Below are 20,918 nucleotides of genomic sequence, written 5' to 3' on the forward strand. Positions count from 1 at the left end.
CGAGGCTCATATCTCCTATGCCCCTCTCCTATGCCCCACACTCGCCCTCGCGACTCCCAACAACATCAAGTCCGTACGGTGAGGCCCATGACGACCACCTTCACGCTGCTGCATCCCGGCGCCATGGGCGCGAGAGTCGGCGGCGAGGCGACCCGTACGGGTACCCGAGTGCTGTACGTCCCGACGGGCCGCAGCCCCGCCAGCCTCCAACGCGCCCGCGAGGCAGGCCTGGAGCCCGCCGGGTCCCTCGAATCCGCCCTGGCCGCAAGCGACTTCGTCCTGTCGGTCTGCCCGCCGCACGCGGCGGAGGACGTGGCGCGAGAGGTCCTCACCCACCCCTTCCGGGGCGTGTACGTCGAGGCCAACGCGATCAGCCCGGACCGTACGAGGCGTATCGCGGCGGCGTGCACGGAGCGCGGTGTGTTGATGCTGGACGGCGCGATCGTCGGCGGCCCGCCCGGCCCGGGCAGCACCCCGCGCCTGTACCTGAGCGGCGACGAGGAGCAAGTCGCCCGGGTGGCAAGGGCGTTCAAGGACACGCACGTCACGGCCCGCCCCCTGAACGCCTCGCTCGGTGCCGCGTCTGCGCTGAAGATGGCGTACGCCTCGTACCAGAAGTCGGCCCGCGTCCTGGCCGCCGTGTCGCACGCCCTCGCCGCGCGCCACGGCGTGGCAACCGAACTGGCTCTGGAGGCAGGCGCGTTGACGTCCAACATCCTCGCCGAGACCGACCAGCTCCCCAGCGTCGCCGCCCGGGCCTGGCGCTGGGCACCGGAGTTGGAGGAGATCGCGGCCACCCTGCGCACGGCGGGACTGCCGGCGGACATGGCGGAGGGCGCGGCGGCGGTGCTGCGCCGGTGGAACGACGACAAGGACCGCTTCGACCTGCCGGTGGAGGAGGTGCTCACCCACCTCCGCACGGAGGGGTGACTCAGGGCGCCGTCGTGGGCGCGACGGGACGCAACTCCCGCACGGTCCCGCCGAGTCGGGAACGGAACCCCTCCAGCAGCTCCGGCGATGCGCTGACGACCCAGCGGGTGCCGACGAGGTACTTGCCGCCGTACATCGCGGCGGTGTCGAGCCAGGTCACCTTGTAGCGCTCCTCGGGAAACGTGGTGATCCGGTACTCGCCCTGCTCGGTCCTGCACTGGCCCTCGCGCAGCTCCTCCGCCTCGATCCGGATCTCGGCGGTGCAGCCGGTCAGGCCGGCGATCACCTCGACCTTGGCGGGAGCGACGACGCCGGCTTCGGGGGCGGCGGTCACCGCGGTCCCGACCGACTTGCGTTTCTCCTCCGCGACGTCCTCGCCCCCTCCGCAGGCCACGGCCAGCGGGAGCAGGGCGAGTGCGGCGCCGCGGCGCAGGCGGGCGGTGTGGGCTCGGGGTGATGACTGCGGTGTCTGGTGGGTCACGACAGGGGGTACGGGTGTGCCGCGCCGCCTGTTCACCCCGTCACGGTCAGCCCTGGGCCAGCACCACGATCCCGCCCAACAGCAGAAAGACCCCGCCCGCGAAGGCCAGCCCGGCGAGACCGGCCAGCACCGCCGGCCGCAGGATCACCGACGACGGCGCCGCGGCCGCGCTCAGCTGCCTGCGCCGCAGCCCGAGGGCCCGGATCCCGGCGAAAACGGCCATCAGGCCGATGATCAGATACGCCATGACGTCAGTCCTCCAGGTTTTCGAGCAGTTCCGCGAGCTTGGTGATCACGGTGGACGGGGGACCCTCGGCAAGAGGTTCCGGGTGGCCGGGGGCGCGGAGCCGGAAGCGGCCCGGTCTCTGGAATGCCACCGACGCCAGCATGTCGTGGGTGAACGGGTGCGGCATGAAGAGGAAGTTGTGCCCCAGGCCCGGGAAGAACCTGCGCACCGTGGGATTCTCCGCGGCGAGTTCGACCACGTCGCGGTAGTACTCCGTGGCGTCACGGCGGATGATCCGCCACTGCGTCTCCAGCGCGTCGCCCCGCTCGTAGGCCAGTTGCAGCTCCGAGAACTCCACGAAGGGCCAGCGCGCGGCCATCTCCTCAAGCCCGGTCCCGGCAAGCCAGGCACGGGCCGCCTCGGCGAGCTGGTGCCGGTCCTGGGTGGCTCCGTGGGCCCAGCCCCAGTTGTCCCGGACGAACGTGAGGACGTAGGCGTCGTTTCCGGTGAGCACGCCCGCCCGCGAACGGTCATCGGTGAGCGAGACGGGACCGCGGGCGGGGCGTTGCGGTGATGTCGTGAACCGGTGCGGATACTCAGCGCCGAGTTGGGCGTTGAGCACCACTGCCAGTTCGGCGCCCGACAGGGCATCGGGAAAACTCATGGTGTGTAGTCCTGCATCTGCTCCGTGATGTCCACGCCGTTCCGGAACCATTGGATACCCGACCAGGGGCGGCTCTCGTTGACGAAGACGTGATATTGGATCCGTCCCATTTCCCACTCGGTGCCGCGCACGTCCTCCACCTTCTTCGCGGCGCGCCCCTTGGTCGCCGCATTGTGGAACACCAGGACCGGGTCTTCCTGGGCGTCGTCCAGGCCGCCGAGATCCACGACGATGTTGATGTCCCGGTTTCCCACAGCCGCGTTGACCTCGTTGATCCATTGGGCGTTGCCGCCGCCGTCTTTGTGGATGACCGAGTAGTTGTCTCCGTTGAACGTCATGGCGCCCAGTCGTTGGGCGAGCGGCTCTCCGACCTCGGCGAGGCCCAGCACGACTGTGTCACCGGAGGCCGGCGAAACGCCTCGTATCCCGTTGCCCGGCGTCCCGCACTCGCAGCTGGGCGCATGACGCTCCTTCCCGCACACATTGTGGACCAGCACCGGCACCCCACCGGCGACCACGTAGTACGTGTGCAGCTCGCGGACCGTCAGGTTGTACCGGTAGGCCGCCCCCGGCGTCGTCCGCACCCGGGCGATCCGAACACTGTGACCGTCCTCTGCCGTGAGCGCATGGCCCGGTGTCAGCTTGCCCGCCGGTACCCACGTGTGCAGGGTGACGTCCCAGAAGGGATGCTTCGAGGTCGTGTGCAGGGTCGCCGTACGACCGTGGCCCACGCTCACTGTGACGTCGATCAGGTCCTTGTCGTAGTGGACGAGCGTCGCCACGACCTCACGGGAACCACGGTGCTCACCGGTGCTCGCGTCGGCGGACTCGACCTTGTCACCGGTCTTGATCCTGCCGATCTTCTTGGTCTTGCCGCCGGCCATCAGGACGGGCGTGTCCGGCGAGAAGCTGCACGTGGGACCGTCCTCAGTCCCCGAGTTGCCGGTGCCCGGGTCGTCCGAGGACGCCGACGCCTTCCGTGCGGCCGCCGCGTCCTGCTGGACGTCGGACTTCTTCGGCTCGGCCGCGTTCTTGCAGGCCGCGTCGCTCGCGGCGTCCTTGCCCGCGCTCGCGTCGGCGGCGGCGTCACCCGAGCCGCCGGAGCTGCCGGAGCCGTCGTGCGGGGCCGGTTCCGCGGCGGCCTTGGGGGCCGCGTCGCCGCCGCCTCCGGCGGGTGGTGAGTCGCCCTCCTCGGCGGCGAATCCGCCGGCTCCGCCACAGCCCATGGCCGCGCAGTCGCCGCCGAACATACCGCCGATCATTCCGGCGCCCTCGGCCGCGCCGAGTACGCAGGCGGGTGCCGCGACGACGGTTCCGGCGCAGGCGGAGACGACCACCGCGACGGCGACCACCACGACGACCACCGTGACCACCGTCGCGACGACGGGCAGGGCCTTCTTGAAGTAGTGCCCGGCGCAGCCGAAGAAGCCGTGGCAGCCTCCGCTGTGGTGCTTCTTCTGACCGCTGGAGGTGCTGGTGTCCGGCTTGCTGGCGGCCGCCATGCACGCCGAGTCGCAGTAGCCACCGCCGCCGTCGGCCTCCAGCATCAGACCGCTCGGGTCAGCCCCGCTCGCCGGGTTGTCGCCGGCGTAGGTGTAGCCGCCCATCTGGTTGGGGTCGCCGGGTTCGAAGAGGGGGTCGGGGGTGAGGAAGCGGCCGGTGACCGGGTCGTAGTTACGGGCGCCCAGGAGGTTGAGCCCTGTGGTGGCGTCCGCCGGTTGCCCCAGGAAGCCGTGGTTCTCGTCCGGCGCCACCCATGAACTGGGCTTGGTGCCGCGCGGGTTGCCCCAGGGATCGTAGGCGCGGCGGGTGACTGTCAGGGCGGACGCGTCGATGGCGGTGACGGACGTGGCCTGGCCGTTGGCGATCTGGTAGCTGACCGAGCCGCTGCTGGAGCGGGTGACGGTCGTACCGTCCGGGCCGGTGATGTTGCGCAGTCCGGTCCAGGTCTTGGCGGAGACGTTGAGCGTGATCTGCTCGGTGCCGCCGAAGAGATAGAGGACGCGGGTCTTGTCGGTGCCGTCGACGGCGGCGGTCTGCTCCAGCAGGTCGCCCTGCGCGTCGTAGAGGTACTTGCTGGTGTTGGTGTGGGTGCCGGAGGTCGTGGCGACGGTGGCGGTGCGGCCCTCGGCGTCGTAGGTGAAGGTCTGGGACTGGCCCGCCGGTACGGCGCCGGTGGCGGCGCCGGTCCAGGTCTGGCCGCTGCCGCCGCAGGTGGCGATGGTGAGCTGGGTGCCGGCGGTGGCGGAGGCCGCCGGGTCGGTCAGGCAGACCGCGCTGTTGGCGGCCGAGACCAGGGTGCCGGTGGTGGTGACCTTCCACCCTGTGGCAGCTCGACTCCCCGCCCACCGCGGCGGACGGCCAGAGCGTCGACGCCACCGGCACCGACAGCCAGGGCAGGTCCACCGCCACGATCCCCGTCCCGATCCGCGACTGGGGCGTGCACACGCTGTACGTGGCCGGTGTCGACAAGGCGGGCAACATCTCCACCAGCCCCTACGGCTACACCTTCACCGTCCCCTGGAACCCGGCGACCACCATCAAGCCCGGTGACATCACCGGCGACGGCGTGCCCGACCTGCTCGCCACCACGAAGACGGGCGACCTCGACCTGATCCCGGGCGACCACGACCCCGCCCAGGCCGCCGCCCCGGTCCAGACCGGTCCGGTCGACACGGCGCCGCCGGTCAACGGCCCGGTCACCGTGTCCACCAAGGACGAGTCACCGGACGGCACCGGCTGGAACAACTACCTGATCGCCCACCGCGGCAACCTGCACGGGGCGAACGGCGACGACCTCTTCGCGTACAACACGACGACCAAGCAGTTCTACGTCGTCAAGAACGACCTCGACCCGGTGGACGACGCGTCCTTCCCGAGGGCGCCGTACTCCGCGCTCGGCGGCTTCATCGGCAAGCGGTACGACCTCATCACCAAGGACGCCTGCGCGACCTCCGACATCGTCGCGGACGACACCCGCTGCCGCGCAACCGACTACGACAGCCACACCTGGAACATCAGCCAACTCATCACGCCCGGCAACGTGTTCGGCAACACCACCGACTACCCCGCCGTCATCACCGTCGAGAACAAGGAGCTGTGGATCTACCAGTCCGACGGCGGCTACCACCTCAAGAACCCGATCCTGCTCGGCGACGGCGACTGGACCGGCCAGACGCTGATCGCCGCGGGCACCTTCAAGGGCCAGCCGGTCCTGTGGTCACGCGACAAGGCGACCGGCGAGCTCTACAGCTACCCGATCACCGTGGACGCCACGACCCTGGTCCCGGCGCTGCTCCACCCCACCATCCACACCGGCCTGCGGCTGACGCTGCCGCCGACGGCGTACCCCGTGGTCGCCTCGCCGGGCGACGTCAACAGCCCCGTCGGCTTCGGTGCCACCAACCCCGGCGCCCCGGACGGCATGCCCGACCTGTACACCGTGAACGCCTTCGGCCAACTCGTCGAGTACAACTACCGGCAGAGCCCGGTCCTCACCTCCCCGCCCACCTACGACTTCGCCGCCCCGGTCTCCCTGGGCTCGGTCACGGACACCGCCACCCACTGGTGGAAGCTCGCCGAAGGCACCGGCACCACCACCGCCGACAGCACAGGCACCCTGAACGCGAGCCTGTCCGGCGCCTACTCCTGGACCACCGACAGCGCCCGCGGCAAGTCCCTCAACCTGACCGGCACCACGGGCTACGGCGCCACGAGCGGCCCCGCCGTCGACACGTCCAAGAGCTTCACGGTGTCCGCCTGGGTCAAGCTCAACTCGCTCTCCACCACGACCAACAGCACGTTCCTCTCCCAGAACGGCACCGTGAACAACGGCTTCCAGCTGTACTACTCCGCGGGCGTCCAGTCCTGGGCCTTCGGCCGGCACAGCACCGACACGACCGCCGCCACCTGGCGAGCGGTCTACGGCAGCAAGGCGACCGCGGGCCAGTGGACCCACCTGCTCGGCGTCTACGACGCCGGAGCGAAGGAGATCCGCCTGTACGTCAACGGCAGGCTGACGGGCACCAGGGACTGGACCTACACCCCCTGGAACGCCACCGGTCCCCTGGAGATCGGCCGCAAACAGTCCTCCGGCGCCTACGGCGAATACACCAACGGAGCGATCAGCGGCATCCGTGTCTATCCCACGGCCCTGCCCCCGGCGGACGCCGCGTCGGCCGGCGACACCCCGAAGGTCACCCAACTCGACTGACCACCCTGACCGGAGACTCCGCCCCGATCCCCGCCCCGGCTCGACCGGGGCGGGGATCATGCTCTTGGGCCGCTCAGCCGGGGACCCGATTCGGACGGAAGTCCCAAGGGTGAAGTCACGGAACTCCCACCTGGCACAACGCCCGTCGCTGACACGCTGGTTGAGGTGATCACCGGTCGAGGTGATCGGATCAGCTCGATGAGCTGCGCTGTCGGGGGGCGGGCGTGACAGTTCGGCAGGCCGTTGGGGGTTCTGGTGCCGCCGCTCGGCAGGCGGGCGGTGAGGGGCCGCGGGCGGTGCCGCGGCATGTCGCGTGCGTGATGGACGGGAACGGGCGGTGGGCGGCTCAGCGGTCGTTGCCGCGTACGTCCGGTCACCGTGCTGCGGAGACGACCGCGATCGACGTCATCGAGGCGGCGCGGGCGGCCGGAGTCGAGTGGCTGAGCATGTACGCGTTCTCGACCGAGAACTGGGGGCGCCCGAGCGCCGAGGTCGATTTCCTCATGCGGTTGGTGCGCCGGGTGGTGCGCAAGCACGCCCCGCTGCTGCACGCGCGGGGCATCCGCTGTCGCTTCCTCGGTGTCACCGATCCCCGTATTCCCCCGGCGCTGGCCCGGGACTTCGCCGACCTGATGACGCTGACCGCCGACAACCGGGGCCTGACGCTGACCGTCGCCTTCGATCACGGCGGGCGCCGGGACATCGTCGAGGCCGCGCGGTCGCTGATCCGCGACGGCGTGCCGGCCGACGGCGTGACCGAGCAGACCTTCGCCGCCCATCTGCCCTTCCCCGACACCCCCGATGTGGACCTGGTCATCCGCACCTCGGGGGAACAGCGCATCTCCAACTTCATGCTGTGGCAGGTCGCGTACGCCGAGTGGGTCTTCCCGCCGGTGCTGTGGCCCGACTTCCGCGCACCGCACTTCCTGGAGTGCCTGCACGCCTACCGGCAGCGCGAACGCCGTTTCGGCGGCGTCCCACCCGTCCCGAACGGCCTCCCGCCCCTCCCGAACGGAGAACTTCGATCGTGACCGACGCAGGTTCCGGCATCCCCCAACAGCCGCACCCGGCTGGAGACTTGACGCCCATGTTCGGCCCCGGCTCGCAGTTCGACGCGTCCTTCAACGATCCTCGCTGGGCCCTGGCCGTGGTGCGGGCGACCGTACTGGAGGCCGCGCATCCGCAGATCGGCGCCGCCCTGATCGACAGCTCCACGTTCGTGGCCCACCCCTGGCGCAGGCTGTACAACACCTTCCTGAGTCTGCAGCGCATGTTCGGCGCCGACGACGGCGTACGACAGCGGGAGGCGGCCCGGCTCAACCGGCTGCACGCGCGGCTGAACGGGACCGACGCCCACGACCGGCCGTACGACGCGCTGGACCCCGAGGCGCGCGCCTGGGTGGTGGCGACGCTGTTCGAGAGCACCGTCACGATGTTCCGGCTGAGCGGACAGCCCCTGGAACAGGGGACCATGGAGAGGCTGTACGCCGAATTCCAGGCGTTCCTCGCTGCCTTGGGGGACGAGGCCGGTCAACTGCCCGCCACCCTCCACGAGTTCTGGCGGTACTACGACCGTGTGGTGGAGGAGGAGCTGGAGAACACGGAGGCGATGCGCATCATCCTCTACAAGCTCTTCGACCACCTTCCCGCTCCGCCGCTGCTGAACGGTCTGCCCACCCTGTGGGCACTAGGCCGCGCGGTCGGCGGTCCGGTCATCGGGGCCATCACCGTGGCCTCGCTGCCCGAGCCGTTCCGCCGCCGGGCGGGACTGCCCGAACTGCCCGGCGCCCAGACCCTGATGCAGAGCGCGTACCTGACCGTGGGCCTGGCCCGTTTCCTGCCCGACGGCTGGATCCGCGCCGAGAACATCGCCGACCTGCTGTCGCTCTCCCCCGACAGCGACGACCCCCGCGCGCGGACCGTCCGCGCCCTGCACCAGAAAATGAAACGAGCCGGCGCCTTCCTCCGGCTCGTCACGCCCTTCGCCCCGGAACCAGGACCGGAATCGGAGGCCGCCGCACCCGGAGGCATGCGGCGCGACGCGGAGGAGTTCTTCCGGGAGGTGCTGGACCAGACCGGCGACGGCTACCTGGACTGGCCCGACCTCGCCGCCATGGCCCGCGAGCTGTCCACCCGCCTCGACCTCGACGAGCCCGAGGAGACCAGGCTCTACAACGCGTACGCCGACTGGTGGCGGGAGCTCCAGAGCGCCCTCGACACCGACGGCGACGGCCGCGTCAGCGCCGAGGAGTACGCCGCGGCCGCCCCGTCCCTGGCCGGTCCCGCGCTGATCAGAGTGGCGGAGGTCCTCTTCGACGTCACCGACAAGGACGGAAACCAGCACATCGACGCGGACGAGTACCGGGCCCTGTTCCGGACCGCGTTCCGCCGCGACACCACCGGCACCGGAGGCGGTACCGGCGGTGCGTACACCCGCAGCGCGTTCATCAAGGACTTCCTGTCCTTCATGTCCGGCCGCCGGCGCTCGACCCCGTACGACCCGCTGCTCGCCCAGGCGTGACATTCGCACCGACGTTCCCCACCTCCCTCGTTACGGGCACGCATTGCCACCCAAATCACACACAAGCCGACAGAACACCCAGAGTGCGCCTGAAGGGGTAGTTAGGCTGCAATACGCGAATAGGCTGCATAACGATGTATTTCTTTTCTCTCCGTACAAGAAGAATCCGTACCAGGAAGAGATGAGAAGGAAGAGATAGAAGAGGACCGGAGAGGATCAGGTGGGTCCGGAAACGCTGTTGTTCTCGATGTTCACCCCGGAGGGCAGGGTGAACCCGTACCCCGCACTCGCGGAGCTGCGGCGGACCGAACCCGTCTATTACAACGCCGGATTCAACACGTATTTCCTGACGCGATTCGCGGACTGTCAGGCCGTCCTCACCGATCCCGAATTCCTGGTGCCCGATCTCGACTGGTGCGCGCGCGAGGTACCCGACTGGCGTGACCGGCCGAGCGCGGAATTCTTCTACTCCTCGCTGCTGCGCAGCAACGGCACCGACCACGCGCGGCTACGGCGGCTCGTCGGCGGCGCGTTCAGCGCGCGCCGGGTCGCCGCGCTCCGGCACACCGTGCGGGACATCACCGCGCGCCTGCTCGACGACTTCGCCGACGCCACCTCGGACGGCGGCAGCGCCGACTTCCAGGAACTGGTGGGGTATCCGCTGCCCGTCACCGTCGTAGGCCATCTCATCGGGGTGCCCGTCGAAGAGCAGCGGCAGTTCCACGGGCTGGGTCAGGACGCCGGGCGACTGCTCGAACCCGTCCGGTCCCCCGAGGACTGGCGGCGCGCCGACCGGGCCGTCGTGGCGCTGCGCGCGTACTTCACCGGCCTCATCGCCCTGCGCAGGGCCCGGCCCGCCGACGACCTCACCTCGGTCCTGCTGGCGGTGCGCGATGCCGACGACGGCCGGCTCACCGAGACCGAACTCGTCGACACCCTCGTGCTCGTCCTGATCGCCGGTTTCGAGACCACCGCCGGCCTGCTCGGTCTCGCGGTGCACGCGCTGCTCGCCCACCGGGATCAGTGGGACCTGCTCGTGAGCGGACCCGAACTGGCCGCGCGGGCCGTGGAGGAGAGTCTGCGCTGGGACACCCCGGTGCAGATGACCGAGCGCATCGCCGCCGGGCCGATCGACGTGGCCGGGGTGACCGTCCCCGAGGGCGCCAATGTGACCACCGTGCTCGCCGCCGCCAACCGCGACCCCGAACGGCATGCGGACCCCGACACGTTCGACATCCGGCGCGACGACATCAAGGTGCTCGGCTTCAGCGCGGGACTCCACTACTGCCTGGGAGCGGCACTCGCCCGCGTGGAGGGCGCCGAGCTCCTCGAACAGCTCCCGAGACGCTTCCCGTCCCTCGCCGCGTCCGGCCCGCCCCGCCGCCGTGAGTCCATCAGCCTGCGGTCCTTCGAGAAACTGCCGCTGACGGCGAACGGCTGACGCCAGCCACGACCACCGGGTCACCCCCATCGTCCGGATCCGACCGACCGTCCGGGTCACCCCCACCGTCCGGATCCAGCCGACCATCCGGGTCCGACCGACCGTCCAGAGCCGGCCGACCTTGCGGATCCGCCCTACCACCTGGCTCCGCCCCCACCATCCGGATGCGCCTCCACCATCCAGCTCCGCCCCACCCCAATCCCCCTAGGGGCGCGGGGAACTGCGCGACCAGCCCCCACGCACCCGCACCCCGCACACAGCCCAAACCACCCACCCCCGACCCGGCCCCAACCCCACCCGCGCCACCCAGCACACCACCTGTCCATCCCCGCTTGCCGCCCATCCCCGCCCCGGCCATCCACCCCACCAGTTCCCCACCCCCACCGGCCCCCACCGCCGGACGAGAGGCACCCCCCGTGAAGTTCCTGCACCATGAACGCGCCGCCGTGGAAGCCCTGTTGCCGGGGCTGGACGCGGCGCTGGCCCGGCGTCCGCTGGCCGAGCTGGAGAGCGCGCCGAGCCCGGCCATCGCGGAGTTCCGCGCGGCGGGCGGCCCCGCGCTGCTGGTGCCCACCGAGAACGCGGGTATCGGCGCCGGACCTCTCCAGGCCGTACGGGTGCAGCGTGCCGTCGGCTCGCGCTGTCCCTCGCTCGCGGTGGCGACGACCATGCACCACTTCTCGATCGCGGGGCTCGTGCAGGCCGCCGCGTACGGCAACGGCAGCGGCGCGGAAGGTCTGCTGCTCGAAGCCATCGCCAAGGAAGGGCTGTTGCTCGCCTCGGGCTTCGCCGAGGGCAACACCGGCCAGAACATCCTGGGGCCGCACATCACCGCCCGCCGCACGGACAGCGGGAGCATCGTGCTGAACGGCAGCAAGATGCCGTGCAGCCTGTCCCGTTCGATGGACCTGCTGACCGCCTCCGTGATGATGAAGGACGACGACGGGGTGGACCGGCTCGCTGTCGCCCTGATCCCGGCCGGATCAGCGGGACTTGAGGTACGACCCTTCTGGAGCTCCCCCGTCCTCGCGGGCGCCGAGAGCGACCAGGTCGTGCTCACCGATGTCGAACTCGACCCCGCGATGGTGGTGTTCACCCGGGTCACCGCCGACGCCGTCCCCGACGAGCTGAACATCGCCGGCTTCCTCTGGTTCGAACTCCTGCTGACCGCCGGGTACATCGGGGTCGCCAGCGCGCTCGTCGAGCGGGTCCTCGACAAGGCGGGCGGCCCGCAGGACCCGACGCCCTTCCTGGTCGACATCGAGGCCGCGATGCTCGGCGTCGAGTCGGTCGCCCGGGCCATGGACACGGAGGCGTGGAGCGACGCGCTGCTCGTCGACGCCCTGTCGGCCCGGTACGCGGCGCAGGACGCCATCGCCCGTACGACCACGGCGTGCCAGGCGGCGCTCGGCGGCATGGCGTTCATCACGGCGCCCGACAGCACGTACCTCGCCTCCGCCGCCACCGGTCTCACCTTCCACCCGCCGTCGCGGGCCCGTATGGGCGCTCCTCTGCGGGAGTTCCTGAACGGCGCCCCCCTGCGGATCGGCTGAGCGCGGTGCTGACGACGAACAGGAGCGGGCTGCCCATGGAGCCCGCCGACGACACCGCCTGCCGTGTCGAGGTGCTGCGTTCGATCGACTTCCTGCCAGAGTCGGTCTGGCACGAACTGGCCCCGCCGGACGACCCGTTGTGGTCCCGTGCCGTCTTCGAGGCCATGGAGTCCGGCGCCATCGGCCCTGACAGCTATGCCTACTTGGTGGTCCGCAGAGGCCAGCACACCGAGGCCGTACTGCCCCTGGCGCTCTTCCGGAACCTGCGTCTCGACGACATCGTCGGCCCAAGTGAGCGCCAACTCCTCACCCCTGTAAGGAAATTGGCGCCCCGCCTGCTGCGGGTACCGATGCTCTTCTGCGGCAACTTCCTCGGCCAGGGCCACGTCCTCACCTCCCGGCCACTCACCGACGAGGTCAGCCGATTGCTGGTCGACGCCGTTCTCCGGTTCGCGCGCACCGAGCGCCTCGGCACCGTGGTCTTCAAGGACTTCACCCCGGCAGGTCTCAACCCGCTGCGCACCGCCCTCAGTTCGGCGGGCTTCTTCCCCGCGCGGAGCATGCCCGACACCAAACTCCCTTTGTCCACAGCCTCGTTCGACGAGTACATCGAGCAACTCCCGGCCAAACCGCGGCGCAACGCACGCAGCAACATCCGCAAGTTCGCCGCCCACCCGCGACTGCGGATGGAGACCGTCGAGGACTTCGGCCCGCTCGTACCGCAGATGCTCGGCCTCTACCGGCAGGTCATGGACCGGGCGGACCAGCGGCTCGACGTCCTCGACGCCGGTTTCCTCACCGCTCTCACGGCCTCCCCCGGGCCGGACCGACGCCTCGTGGCCTGCTTCGACGGCGAACACGGCGACCGTCTAGTCGCCTTCCTGCTCTGCCTGTTCAGCGGCTCCGGCGCCACCGGCGCGCGCATCGGCCTCGACTACACGCTGGCGCACGAGGCCCGGCTCTACCACAACGTGCACTACGCGGCGATCCGCCTGGCCCTCGACACGGGCTGCCGCCACATCCGCTTCGCGCAGACCGCGTACACCCCCAAGGTCGAGTTCGGCTGCCGGCTGATCCAGCAGTCGTACGCGATCACCCATCTACGTCCGCTGCCGCGCGCGGTGCTGCGCCGGCTGCTGCCCGCGGCTCTCGCGGCGGCACGGACCCAGGCGCTCGGCCCGCACCTGCCCGCACGGGCCACGCGTCCCCCAAGCCGCCCCGACCAGAAAGGTGCCCCCTCTCCATGCCCCGAGTAGAGGTCGAACTCCCCATCGCCGTACCGCCGGAGACCGCGTGGGCCGCCGTCGTGGACGTGGAGGCCTTCCCCGCGTGCATGGACAGCGTGGACTCCGTCACGATCACCCGGCAGACCGACGACCACCACCGGACGAGCGCCTGGGCGGTACGGCTCAAGGGATCCGTGCTCCAGTGGACCGAGGACGAGGTCCTCGATCCGGTCGCCCGGCGCTTCGACTTCCGCCAAGTCACCGGCGATCTCGGCGAGTTCGAGGGCCACTGGGCCGTACGGCCCGCGCCCGGCGGACACAGCACGGTCTCCCTGGACGTCACCTTCGACATCGGCATCCCGCTCCTGGCCGACCTCCTCAACCCGGTCGCGGCGGACGCCCTGCGGGAGAACGCCGCCCAGATGCTGTCGGCGCTGGAACGCCAACTGCTGGCGACCGACGCCCAGTTGAGCGCCCCGGTGAGTGTCCCGCCGCCCACCCGCGAGGCCGAAGAGGAACCCGACCGCGTATGACCACGACCATCGGAGCCCCCTCCGACACCTTCGACCTGATCCGGCGTCACCTCTCCCCCCGGCTCGCCCTGACCGGTTCGTTCGCGGGCCGGGGCGCGACCGAGGTGTCCGGCGACGGCTGCCGGGTGACGCTGTCCGACGGGCGTACGGCACTCGACTTCGGTTCGTACGCCGTCACCCTGCTCGGCCACCGGCACCCGGACGTGCTCGCGGCCGTACGCGCGCAGCTCGACACGATGCCCACCTCGACCCGCAGCCTCGCCAACCCCACGGCCGCCCGCGCCGCCGCCCAGCTCGCGGAGTACTTCCAACTGGCCCTGCCCAAGGTGTACTTCGGGCTCAACGGCGCCGACGCCGTCGAGGTCGCCGTCAAGCTCGCGCGCCTCGCCACCGGACGCGGCAGGGTCGTGGCGGCGGAGGGCGGCTTCCACGGCAAGTCGCTCGGCGCGCTCGCGCTCACCCACAGTCCCCTTTACCGGCGAGGTCTGCTGGGCACGGCCGTCGACGTCGTCCACGTCTCGCCCGACGACCCCGGCGCCGTCCTGCGGGAGGTCCGGGGCGGGGAGGTCGCCGCGGTCGTCTTCGAACCCGTCCAGGGCGAGAACGGCGCGGCCGTCCTGTCCGTCGACGTCCTGCGCCAGTGGTGCGCCGACGCCCAGCGCTACGGCACGTTCACCATCTCGGACGAGATCCAGTGCGGGCTGCGCCGCTGCGGGGAACGTTCCCTCGCCCTCGCGGCCGGCCTGCCCGTCGACGCCGTCCTGGTCGGCAAGCCGCTCGGCGGAGGGGTCGTACCGCTGTCGGCCCTGGTCTGCTCCGCGGAGTTGTACGCCCCGCTGAGCGTCGACCCCTTCCTCCACTCGGCGACCTTCGGGGGCCACCCGCTCAGCTGCGCGGCACTGCCCGCCGCGCTCACCGCGATCGAGGCAGCGGCCGAACACGGCGCGGGACTCGCCGCCGCACTGGACACCGCGCTCGACGAACTCGCGGGCAGGCACGGCGAGTTGATCGCCGGGACCCGCGGCAAGGGCCTGCTGCGCGGTATCGACTTCACCAGCTCCGGGGTGGCCGGCTCGGTGGTGATCGAGCTGGCCGGCGCGGGACTGCTGGTGTCGCCGTGCCTGGGCCGCCCGGGCACCGTACGGCTGCTCCCGCCGCTGGTCAGCACCGAGGCGGACATCGCGGAGGCAGCCGACATCCTCGACATGGCGATCGGCGCGGCGGCGCGGCGCGGCGAGTGACCGGCCGTAGGGCTCCGCACGTCGCCAACTCCCCCACAGCGCACAGGAAAGAGACACGTATGGACCCCATGGATCTGAAGGACAAAGACCAGGACCAGGACAAAGACCAGGACACGCCGGCGCTCGGCCGCGCGGAGTTGTCCCTCACCGTCAGGACGGCCGTGTCGGACGTCCTCGGCACGGAGGTGGACGACATCGACGAGACGACCGACCTCGGCAACGACTTCGGCATCGACAGCCTGGAGTTGATGGATGTGGGCGCCCGGCTGGAGAACGTCCTGCGGGTCAAGATCCAGGTCTCCGACCTCCTGGAGGCCAGGACCGTCGGCGACGCCGTCGACCTGCTGGAGCGGCGCATGGCGAGGCCCGTATGAACGGCATTTCCTCTTCCGGTCGGACCCGGGTCGTCGTCACCGGACTCGGGGTCAGGTCGCCCGCGGGCAACGACGTCGAGGCGGCGTACGCGCGGCTGCTCGCCGCCGAGTCGACAGCCGCCGTAGCAAAGCATCTCGTGGAGGCGGAGCCCGAGGTCGCCGTGGAAATGGCCTGCCTGGTACCCGAGTTCGACATCGAGCCCTACATCACCCGGCGGGAGCGGCGTCAACTCGACCGGGCGGCCGAGCTGTTGCTCTGCGCCGCTGTGGACGCGGTCTCGGACGCGGGCGAGTTGGCCCTCGCCGACCTCCCGTCCTCGCGGGTGGGCGTCCAGGTCGGCACGGGGATGGGCGGCCTGGGGACGATGGAGGGCACGACCTTCGACTACGGGGCGAACCCGATGACGATGCCGGTGCACACCGTCCCCAGGACCATGGCGAACTCGGCGGCCTGCCGGGTGGCGATGCGCTACGGCTTCCGCGGCAACTGCGCCACTTACGCGACCGCCTGCGCGAGCGGCACCACCGCCATCGGCGAGGCCGCCCGCCGCATCCGGTACGGCGAGCTGGACGCCGTCGTGGCGGGCGGCGTCGACGCGCCCGTCACGACCACCATCGTGGGCGCCTTCGCCAAGATGCGGGCCCTGTCCCGGCGTTGCGACGAACCGGACCGGGCCAGCCGCCCCTTCGACACCGACCGCGACGGCTTCGTCATGGGCGAGGGCGCCGCCGTACTCGTCCTGGAGCGACGCGATCTGGCCCTCGCCAGGGGAGCCAGGATCTACGGCGAGATCGCGGGCTACGCCGCCAACTGCGACGCCTTCCACATCGCCGCGCCGGACCCCGAGGCGGCCACGGCGGCCGAGTGCATGCGGCTGGCCGTCGCGGACGCCGGGCTCGCACCGGCCGACATCGGGCACATCAGCGCGCACGGCACGTCGACGGTCCTCAACGACCGGGCGGAGGCGACCGCGGTCCACAGGTGCTTCGCGGGACAGTCGCCGCCGCTGACCGCCGTCAAGGGCGTGAGTGGTCATCTCATCGGCGGATCAGGCGCGTTGGAGGCACTGCTGGGCCTGCTCTGCGCCGACCGGGGTGTGGTCCCGCCGATCGCGAACACGCTCGGCAGCCCCGAGGCCGACCTGGTGGACGTGGTGATCGGCCGTCGGCGCACGATCGCGCGCGGGCCCGTGCTGTCCAACTCCTTCGGTTTCGGCGGCCAGAACGCGTGCCTGGTCCTGACCCCACCGGCGTGACCCGCCACCGGTTACCCGTCTCCTCTCCCCCGACTCACGGAACGGTCAACACCATGCGAACCCTTGTCACCGGCGCCACCGGTGTGGTGGGCACCGAAGTCGTCGACCGGCTGCGCGCGGACCCCTCCGGTCCCGGGCCCCTGATCCGGGTGGCCAGACGGGCGCCGGACGCGGAGGTGACGACCTGGAACATCGGGAGCGAGCCGCCACCGCCAGAGCTGTCGGGGCACTGGGACGTGATCGTGCACACGGCGGCCTCCACCCGCTGGACGATGAGCAGGGCGGAGGCGCTGGCGGCCAACGTGGACCCGCTGCGGGCGGTGCTGTCCCTCGCCGACCGGGACACCCATGTAGTCCACGTCTCGACGGCGTACGTGGGCGGGACGCGGGCCCCGGAGGACCTGCGGGGCCCGGAGTTCGAGGGGTACCGCAACGGCTACGAGTGGTCGAAGGCCGCCTGCGAGTCCTTGGTGCGCGAGGAGCACGGCGGGCCGCTGACGATCGTGCGGCCGCCGCTGATCGTGGGCCGGCGCGACGACGGGCGGATCGCCCGCTTCTCCGGGCCGTACACGATCATCCACGCCCTGGTCTCCGGCCTCGCCGCGGTCGTCGTCGGCGATCCGGACGGCTACGCGGAGATCAGCCCCGTCGACGACGTGGCGGAGGCCGTCGCCTCCGCGGTGCTCGCCGCTCCCCCGCCCACTCCGCGCGTCGAGGTGATCGCGGGCGGCGTCGGGAGTCTGCGCCTCTCCGAGATGATCGGCATCGCGTGCCGGACCCTCAACGAGTTCCGCGCGCGGCACGGCGTCGCCGGTATCGAGCAACCCCCGTTCGTCCCGCCCGACACCTGGAACCGCTTCTTCCTGCCCCTCGCGGACCAGTACCTCTCACCGTTCCAGCACCAGGCGGTCCAACTGCTCGCCATGTTCCAGAGCTACACGAGCATGGCGACGCCCTTCGAACCCACACGCACGGTCCACGACCCGGCAGCGGTCATGGAAACGGCGGTACGGCACTGGGCCGCGCGAAAACCCCGGCTGGCGCTGGCTCAGCCGAATCCGTGGACTCTGCTCGCGGTGTAAGGGGGCTCTCCGGGGCCAACGCGTCCGCGCAGCCGGGCAGATGAGACGTTTCCGCAAGGTCTTGGACGTGCGTGGTGGGGCGGGTGGGACTCGAACCCACGGCCGACGGATCATGAGTCCTTCAAGGATCTTGGCGGGCCTTGTCGATCCACGCCCATCTTGGTCTTTTTCCCAGTTCAGACAGGGTTTGGCGCCTCTCTCTTCCTCGGCCCTTGTCAGTCTTTTCCGATCCCTGTGTCCAACCTGCGTCCGGAACGCTGCCCGGATGGCCACGCACACCTGGTTCACGGACCCTCTCCCCCGGCTGAGGAGAGGATCTCGAAACCATGCGCAGCGGATTTCCTTTCCAACGAGATGATGTTCGACGACACCGAAGTTCTGGAACAGGTCGGCCAGGAAACCCTTTCCGCGCTGTCAGTGGTCTCTGTTAGCTTCAGGCGCTCGTGTGATCCACGAGCATCAAGCGCTCACAGGGGAGGGCCACTTGACCAGGTTCACAAGGACAGGCAGACGTAGACGGACGGTGGTGGGGAGCTGTGTGGCGGCGCTGTTGGCCACGGCTGCCGGGACGGCGTACGCGGTGGACAACCTTCCGCCGAATCAGCCGCTTGTCCAAGACCTCCAGTCGGGAGGCAAGCCATGCGCGACCGGTGACGACACGCCATACGTTTCGACGCCGCCCAGGCTCAGTGCAGTGCTGTACGACCCGGAGGAGGACAACCAGCCCTCCGAATCCAGCCCGCTCAGTGGCGAGTTCGAAGCGTGGTGGACGGACGCGGCCGGAGTGGAACAGCAGCGTACCTACACCACCATCACTCTTTCCTCGGGGTCGCGCCAGTACTGGACGATGCCGAACGACATCCCGGCGAACACCGTCGTCTCCTGGCATGTCCGCGCGAACGACGGCAAGGCGACCTCCCCGTGGAGCGACGAGGGCGACGGCTCGGTCTGCTCGTTCGTGTACGACGACGTGAGCCCGGAGAAGGCGACGATCACCTCTCCCGAATACCCCAACCCGGAGGACGTGTTCTGGGTGGACGGAGTGGGCGTCTACGGCCACTTCACGATGGACTCGCCTTCCGACGACGTGGTGTCGTACACGTACGGCTTCGTGGGCGGTCCTTACGGCACCGTCTCCGCGGAGCGGCCGGGCGCGGCCGTGACCATTCCGTACCTGCCGCTCTCCGAGGGGCCCAAGTCGCTGACGGTCCGCGCGATCGACCGGTCGGGCCGAAGCAGCGGGGAGTCGCGTTACGACTTCAACGTGAAGGCCGGCCGTGCTCCCGTCGCCCGCTGGAAGCTGGACGACCCGGCGGACTCCAGCTCGGCCGCCGCCGAGACCGGCACCGCCGCCCGTGCCGGGACCGGCGTGACCTTCGCCGGCCCGGTGCCCACAGGCACCACGGCCACCGCCACGGTCGGCCTCGACGGCAGCGGCGACGGTTTTCTCACCCCGGACGCCCCGGCGACCGACATCCGTAAGACCTTCGCGGTGAGCGCGTGGGTACGGCCCGCCGAAACCGACCGGAACATGACCGTCGTCAGCCAGGATGCCGACGGGGCACCCGGCTTCGACCTCGGGCTGCGCCACCAGGACTCCGGGCCCGCCTGGTCGTTCGCGATCGGCGGCGCACAGGTGTCCGGCGGCGCCCCCGAGACCGGCGAGTGGGCCCATCTGCTGGGGCTGTACGACGCCGAGACTGGAAAGGCGCGACTGTACGTCAACGGCCACGAGGCCGGGACCGCGGCCGACGCGACTCCCGCCGAGGCGGCCGGCGCTTTCCAGATCGGGCGCGCCCTCGGGGCTGCCGGCTATGGGGACCAGTGGCACGGGGACATCGGTGACGTACAGGTTCACGACCGGGTCGTGGTGCCGGACGAGGTAGCCGAACTGGCCTACCGCAAGCCGAAGTTGCTCGGGCACTGGTCGCTGGAGAACGCGACGGACGGTGTGAGCCCCGAGCAGTCGGACGGCGCGCCGCTGCGGCTCGGCACGGGGGCTTCGATCTACCAGGGCTCCGACAGTTCCTGTATCCCGGAAATCGACCCGGACTGCACCTACGTGCCGCCGCCACTCGTCGGTGACGGGCATCTGCTGCTGGACGGCGAGAGCGGGTACGCCGCTGCCGATGGGCCCGTCGTGGACACCGGGGACAGCTTCACTCTCGGCGTCGTCGTACGCCTCGCGGACTCCGAGCCCGCCCACCCGATGACCGTGCTCTCGCAGGCAGGCGAGCACACCGACGCCTTCAAGGTGCGCTACGAGCCGTCCACGCACGCCTGGCAACTGGTGATGCCGGAGAAGGACGAGGCCGGAGCCCCCGAGAAGGTGGTGTCCCAGATCGTGGGCGCGGACGGAGGCGAGGGCCAAGGCCATCGCCTCGCCGTGGTCTACGACGACGCCACCGACACGATCAAGCTCTACCTCGACGGCTACACCAACGCCGAGGCGACCGCGAGCCTCCCCAACGGCTGGCACAGCACCGGTGCCCTCCAGATCGGCAGGGCCAGATCCGACGACGGCTGGGGCGAGTACCTGCATGGCGACGTGGACGAGGTGCAGGCCTACTCCGGCGCGCTGAGGGACGGCGACATCTCCGGCCTGGGGCAGGGTACGGATCCTTGTCTGTGCTGAGACGTCATCCGTTTGTCGATCACGGGGCCGGCCTGGTCGAACAGGGTTCCTGATCGGGTGATCGCGTGAAAGCCGATGCATGACAGCAGGGCCTCTTGGTAGTTCGGGGTTACGAACCAAACCGATCACCAGGAGGCCCTGTTGCCGCAGTCATTCGCGTCCGCGTGTGTGGAGTCCAACTCGGCGTCCCTGCCGTGTGACTGCCGCGTGCACAGGTTCGGCAACGCGGCGGACGGGCCGGACCGCATCCCGAGGGCTCCGACATGACGGAGGCGGAGTGGCGGGCGGTGCGGCCGTTGCTGCCGGTTCCGGCCTGGCTGTCGGCAGGCAGCATCTCGTAGTCACGCGCCAGGTGCCGCAGCCCCTCCACCTCGCCGGGACGGCCTCCAGCCCCAGGACTGCGGCCAGTTGCCGGCAGCGCATGCCCTCCCGGCCGGCCTCCGACGCCAGCACCGCCACGATCCGCCGGTAATCCGGCGCAAGGACCGACGCCGCCATGCCCTCCACCCGCCGCGGCACCCAAACCCGCGCTGCGGGAAGTC

Annotated in this window: 17 protein-coding genes; 13 read left to right on the forward strand and 4 right to left on the reverse strand. The window is 70.6% G+C overall.

The features are described from left to right. Window positions 1–87 precede the first annotated feature (87 nt). On the forward strand, window positions 88–930 hold the full coding sequence (locus OG496_RS20475; RefSeq protein ID WP_405971901.1) for a DUF1932 domain-containing protein: 843 nt from the start codon (window positions 88–90) through the stop codon (window positions 928–930). A gap of 1 nt (window position 931) precedes the next feature. Here OG496_RS20475 and OG496_RS20480 read toward each other — a convergent pair whose 3' ends face one another. The 4 genes from OG496_RS20480 to OG496_RS20495 are packed head-to-tail and all read right to left on the reverse strand — an operon-like array spanning window position 932 to window position 4,598. Continuing rightward, window positions 932–1,411 carry a hypothetical protein gene (locus OG496_RS20480; RefSeq protein ID WP_405976658.1) on the reverse strand — a complete coding sequence of 160 codons (480 nt, stop codon included), beginning with the start codon at window positions 1,409–1,411 and terminating at the stop codon, window positions 932–934. Between the two features lie 46 nt (window positions 1,412–1,457). Continuing rightward, complete coding sequence (locus OG496_RS20485; protein ID WP_366491027.1) at window positions 1,458–1,658, reverse strand: hypothetical protein; 201 nt, start codon at window positions 1,656–1,658, stop codon at window positions 1,458–1,460. Window positions 1,659–1,662: 4 nt separating this feature from the next. Continuing rightward, on the reverse strand, window positions 1,663–2,301 hold the full coding sequence (locus tag OG496_RS20490; RefSeq protein ID WP_405971902.1) for a hypothetical protein: 639 nt from the start codon (window positions 2,299–2,301) through the stop codon (window positions 1,663–1,665). Continuing rightward, complete coding sequence (locus OG496_RS20495) at window positions 2,298–4,598, reverse strand: polymorphic toxin-type HINT domain-containing protein (protein ID WP_405976659.1); 2,301 nt, start codon at window positions 4,596–4,598, stop codon at window positions 2,298–2,300. Before OG496_RS20495 ends, OG496_RS20490 begins: the two co-directional genes overlap by 4 nt. Before the next feature lie 143 nt (window positions 4,599–4,741). Between OG496_RS20495 and OG496_RS20500 the strand changes: the two genes are divergently transcribed. The 12 genes from OG496_RS20500 to OG496_RS20555 all read left to right on the forward strand — a co-directional run bounded on the left by OG496_RS20500 (window position 4,742) and on the right by OG496_RS20555 (window position 20,376). Continuing rightward, window positions 4,742–6,514 carry a LamG domain-containing protein gene (locus OG496_RS20500; protein ID WP_405971903.1) on the forward strand — a complete coding sequence of 591 codons (1,773 nt, stop codon included), beginning with the start codon at window positions 4,742–4,744 and terminating at the stop codon, window positions 6,512–6,514. 296 nt (window positions 6,515–6,810) lie between these two features. Beyond that, complete coding sequence (uppS, locus tag OG496_RS20505) at window positions 6,811–7,545, forward strand: polyprenyl diphosphate synthase (protein ID WP_405971904.1); 735 nt, start codon at window positions 6,811–6,813, stop codon at window positions 7,543–7,545. Window positions 7,546–7,601: 56 nt separating this feature from the next. Then, a complete protein-coding gene (locus OG496_RS20510; RefSeq protein ID WP_405976660.1) occupies window positions 7,602–9,035 on the forward strand; it encodes an oxygenase MpaB family protein in 1,434 nt (477 codons plus the stop codon). 220 nt (window positions 9,036–9,255) lie between these two features. Further along, on the forward strand, window positions 9,256–10,476 hold the full coding sequence (locus OG496_RS20515; protein WP_405971905.1) for a cytochrome P450: 1,221 nt from the start codon (window positions 9,256–9,258) through the stop codon (window positions 10,474–10,476). Between the two features lie 416 nt (window positions 10,477–10,892). Continuing rightward, the gene (locus tag OG496_RS20520) at window positions 10,893–12,029 is read left to right on the forward strand and encodes an acyl-CoA dehydrogenase (RefSeq protein WP_405971906.1); all 1,137 of its coding nucleotides are present in this window, start codon (window positions 10,893–10,895) and stop codon (window positions 12,027–12,029) included. A 35-nt stretch (window positions 12,030–12,064) separates the two neighbouring features. After that, window positions 12,065–13,285 carry a GNAT family N-acetyltransferase gene (locus tag OG496_RS20525; RefSeq protein WP_405971907.1) on the forward strand — a complete coding sequence of 407 codons (1,221 nt, stop codon included), beginning with the start codon at window positions 12,065–12,067 and terminating at the stop codon, window positions 13,283–13,285. Continuing rightward, window positions 13,273–13,788 carry a type II toxin-antitoxin system RatA family toxin gene (locus OG496_RS20530; RefSeq protein WP_405971908.1) on the forward strand — a complete coding sequence of 172 codons (516 nt, stop codon included), beginning with the start codon at window positions 13,273–13,275 and terminating at the stop codon, window positions 13,786–13,788. The genes OG496_RS20525 and OG496_RS20530 overlap by 13 nt, the downstream gene beginning before the upstream one ends. After that, entirely contained in the window at window positions 13,785–15,029 is a 1,245-nt protein-coding gene (locus OG496_RS20535) for an aspartate aminotransferase family protein (RefSeq protein WP_405971909.1), read from the forward strand. The genes OG496_RS20530 and OG496_RS20535 overlap by 4 nt, the downstream gene beginning before the upstream one ends. Window positions 15,030–15,088: 59 nt before the next feature. Then, window positions 15,089–15,403 (forward strand): acyl carrier protein, encoded by a 315-nt coding sequence (locus OG496_RS20540; protein WP_405971910.1) that lies wholly within the window; start codon window positions 15,089–15,091, stop codon window positions 15,401–15,403. Next, entirely contained in the window at window positions 15,400–16,659 is a 1,260-nt protein-coding gene (locus tag OG496_RS20545; protein ID WP_405971911.1) for a beta-ketoacyl-[acyl-carrier-protein] synthase family protein, read from the forward strand. The genes OG496_RS20540 and OG496_RS20545 overlap by 4 nt, the downstream gene beginning before the upstream one ends. Window positions 16,660–16,712: 53 nt before the next feature. Then, complete coding sequence (locus OG496_RS20550) at window positions 16,713–17,741, forward strand: SDR family oxidoreductase (RefSeq protein WP_405971912.1); 1,029 nt, start codon at window positions 16,713–16,715, stop codon at window positions 17,739–17,741. Window positions 17,742–18,264: 523 nt separating this feature from the next. Then, window positions 18,265–20,376 (forward strand): LamG-like jellyroll fold domain-containing protein, encoded by a 2,112-nt coding sequence (locus OG496_RS20555; protein ID WP_405976661.1) that lies wholly within the window; start codon window positions 18,265–18,267, stop codon window positions 20,374–20,376. Window positions 20,377–20,918: the final 542 nt, after the last annotated feature.

This window comes from Streptomyces sp. NBC_00988, assembly GCF_045162645.1.
GTDB lineage: Bacteria > Actinomycetota > Actinomycetes > Streptomycetales > Streptomycetaceae > Streptomyces.

What these genes read in the sequence shown, in the direction of transcription:
- OG496_RS20475 (WP_405971901.1), top strand. Translation starts at nt 88, where the DNA reads ATGACGACCACCTTCACGCTGCTGCATCCCGGCGCCATGGGCGCGAGA.
- OG496_RS20485 (WP_366491027.1), bottom strand. Translation starts at nt 1,658, where the DNA reads ATGGCGTATCTGATCATCGGCCTGATGGCCGTTTTCGCCGGGATCCGG.
- OG496_RS20490 (WP_405971902.1), bottom strand. Translation starts at nt 2,301, where the DNA reads ATGAGTTTTCCCGATGCCCTGTCGGGCGCCGAACTGGCAGTGGTGCTC.
- OG496_RS20510 (WP_405976660.1), top strand. Translation starts at nt 7,602, where the DNA reads ATGTTCGGCCCCGGCTCGCAGTTCGACGCGTCCTTCAACGATCCTCGC.
- OG496_RS20525 (WP_405971907.1), top strand. Translation starts at nt 12,065, where the DNA reads ATGGAGCCCGCCGACGACACCGCCTGCCGTGTCGAGGTGCTGCGTTCG.
- OG496_RS20530 (WP_405971908.1), top strand. Translation starts at nt 13,273, where the DNA reads ATGCCCCGAGTAGAGGTCGAACTCCCCATCGCCGTACCGCCGGAGACC.
- OG496_RS20535 (WP_405971909.1), top strand. Translation starts at nt 13,785, where the DNA reads ATGACCACGACCATCGGAGCCCCCTCCGACACCTTCGACCTGATCCGG.
- OG496_RS20540 (WP_405971910.1), top strand. Translation starts at nt 15,089, where the DNA reads ATGGACCCCATGGATCTGAAGGACAAAGACCAGGACCAGGACAAAGAC.
- OG496_RS20545 (WP_405971911.1), top strand. Translation starts at nt 15,400, where the DNA reads ATGAACGGCATTTCCTCTTCCGGTCGGACCCGGGTCGTCGTCACCGGA.
- OG496_RS20550 (WP_405971912.1), top strand. Translation starts at nt 16,713, where the DNA reads ATGCGAACCCTTGTCACCGGCGCCACCGGTGTGGTGGGCACCGAAGTC.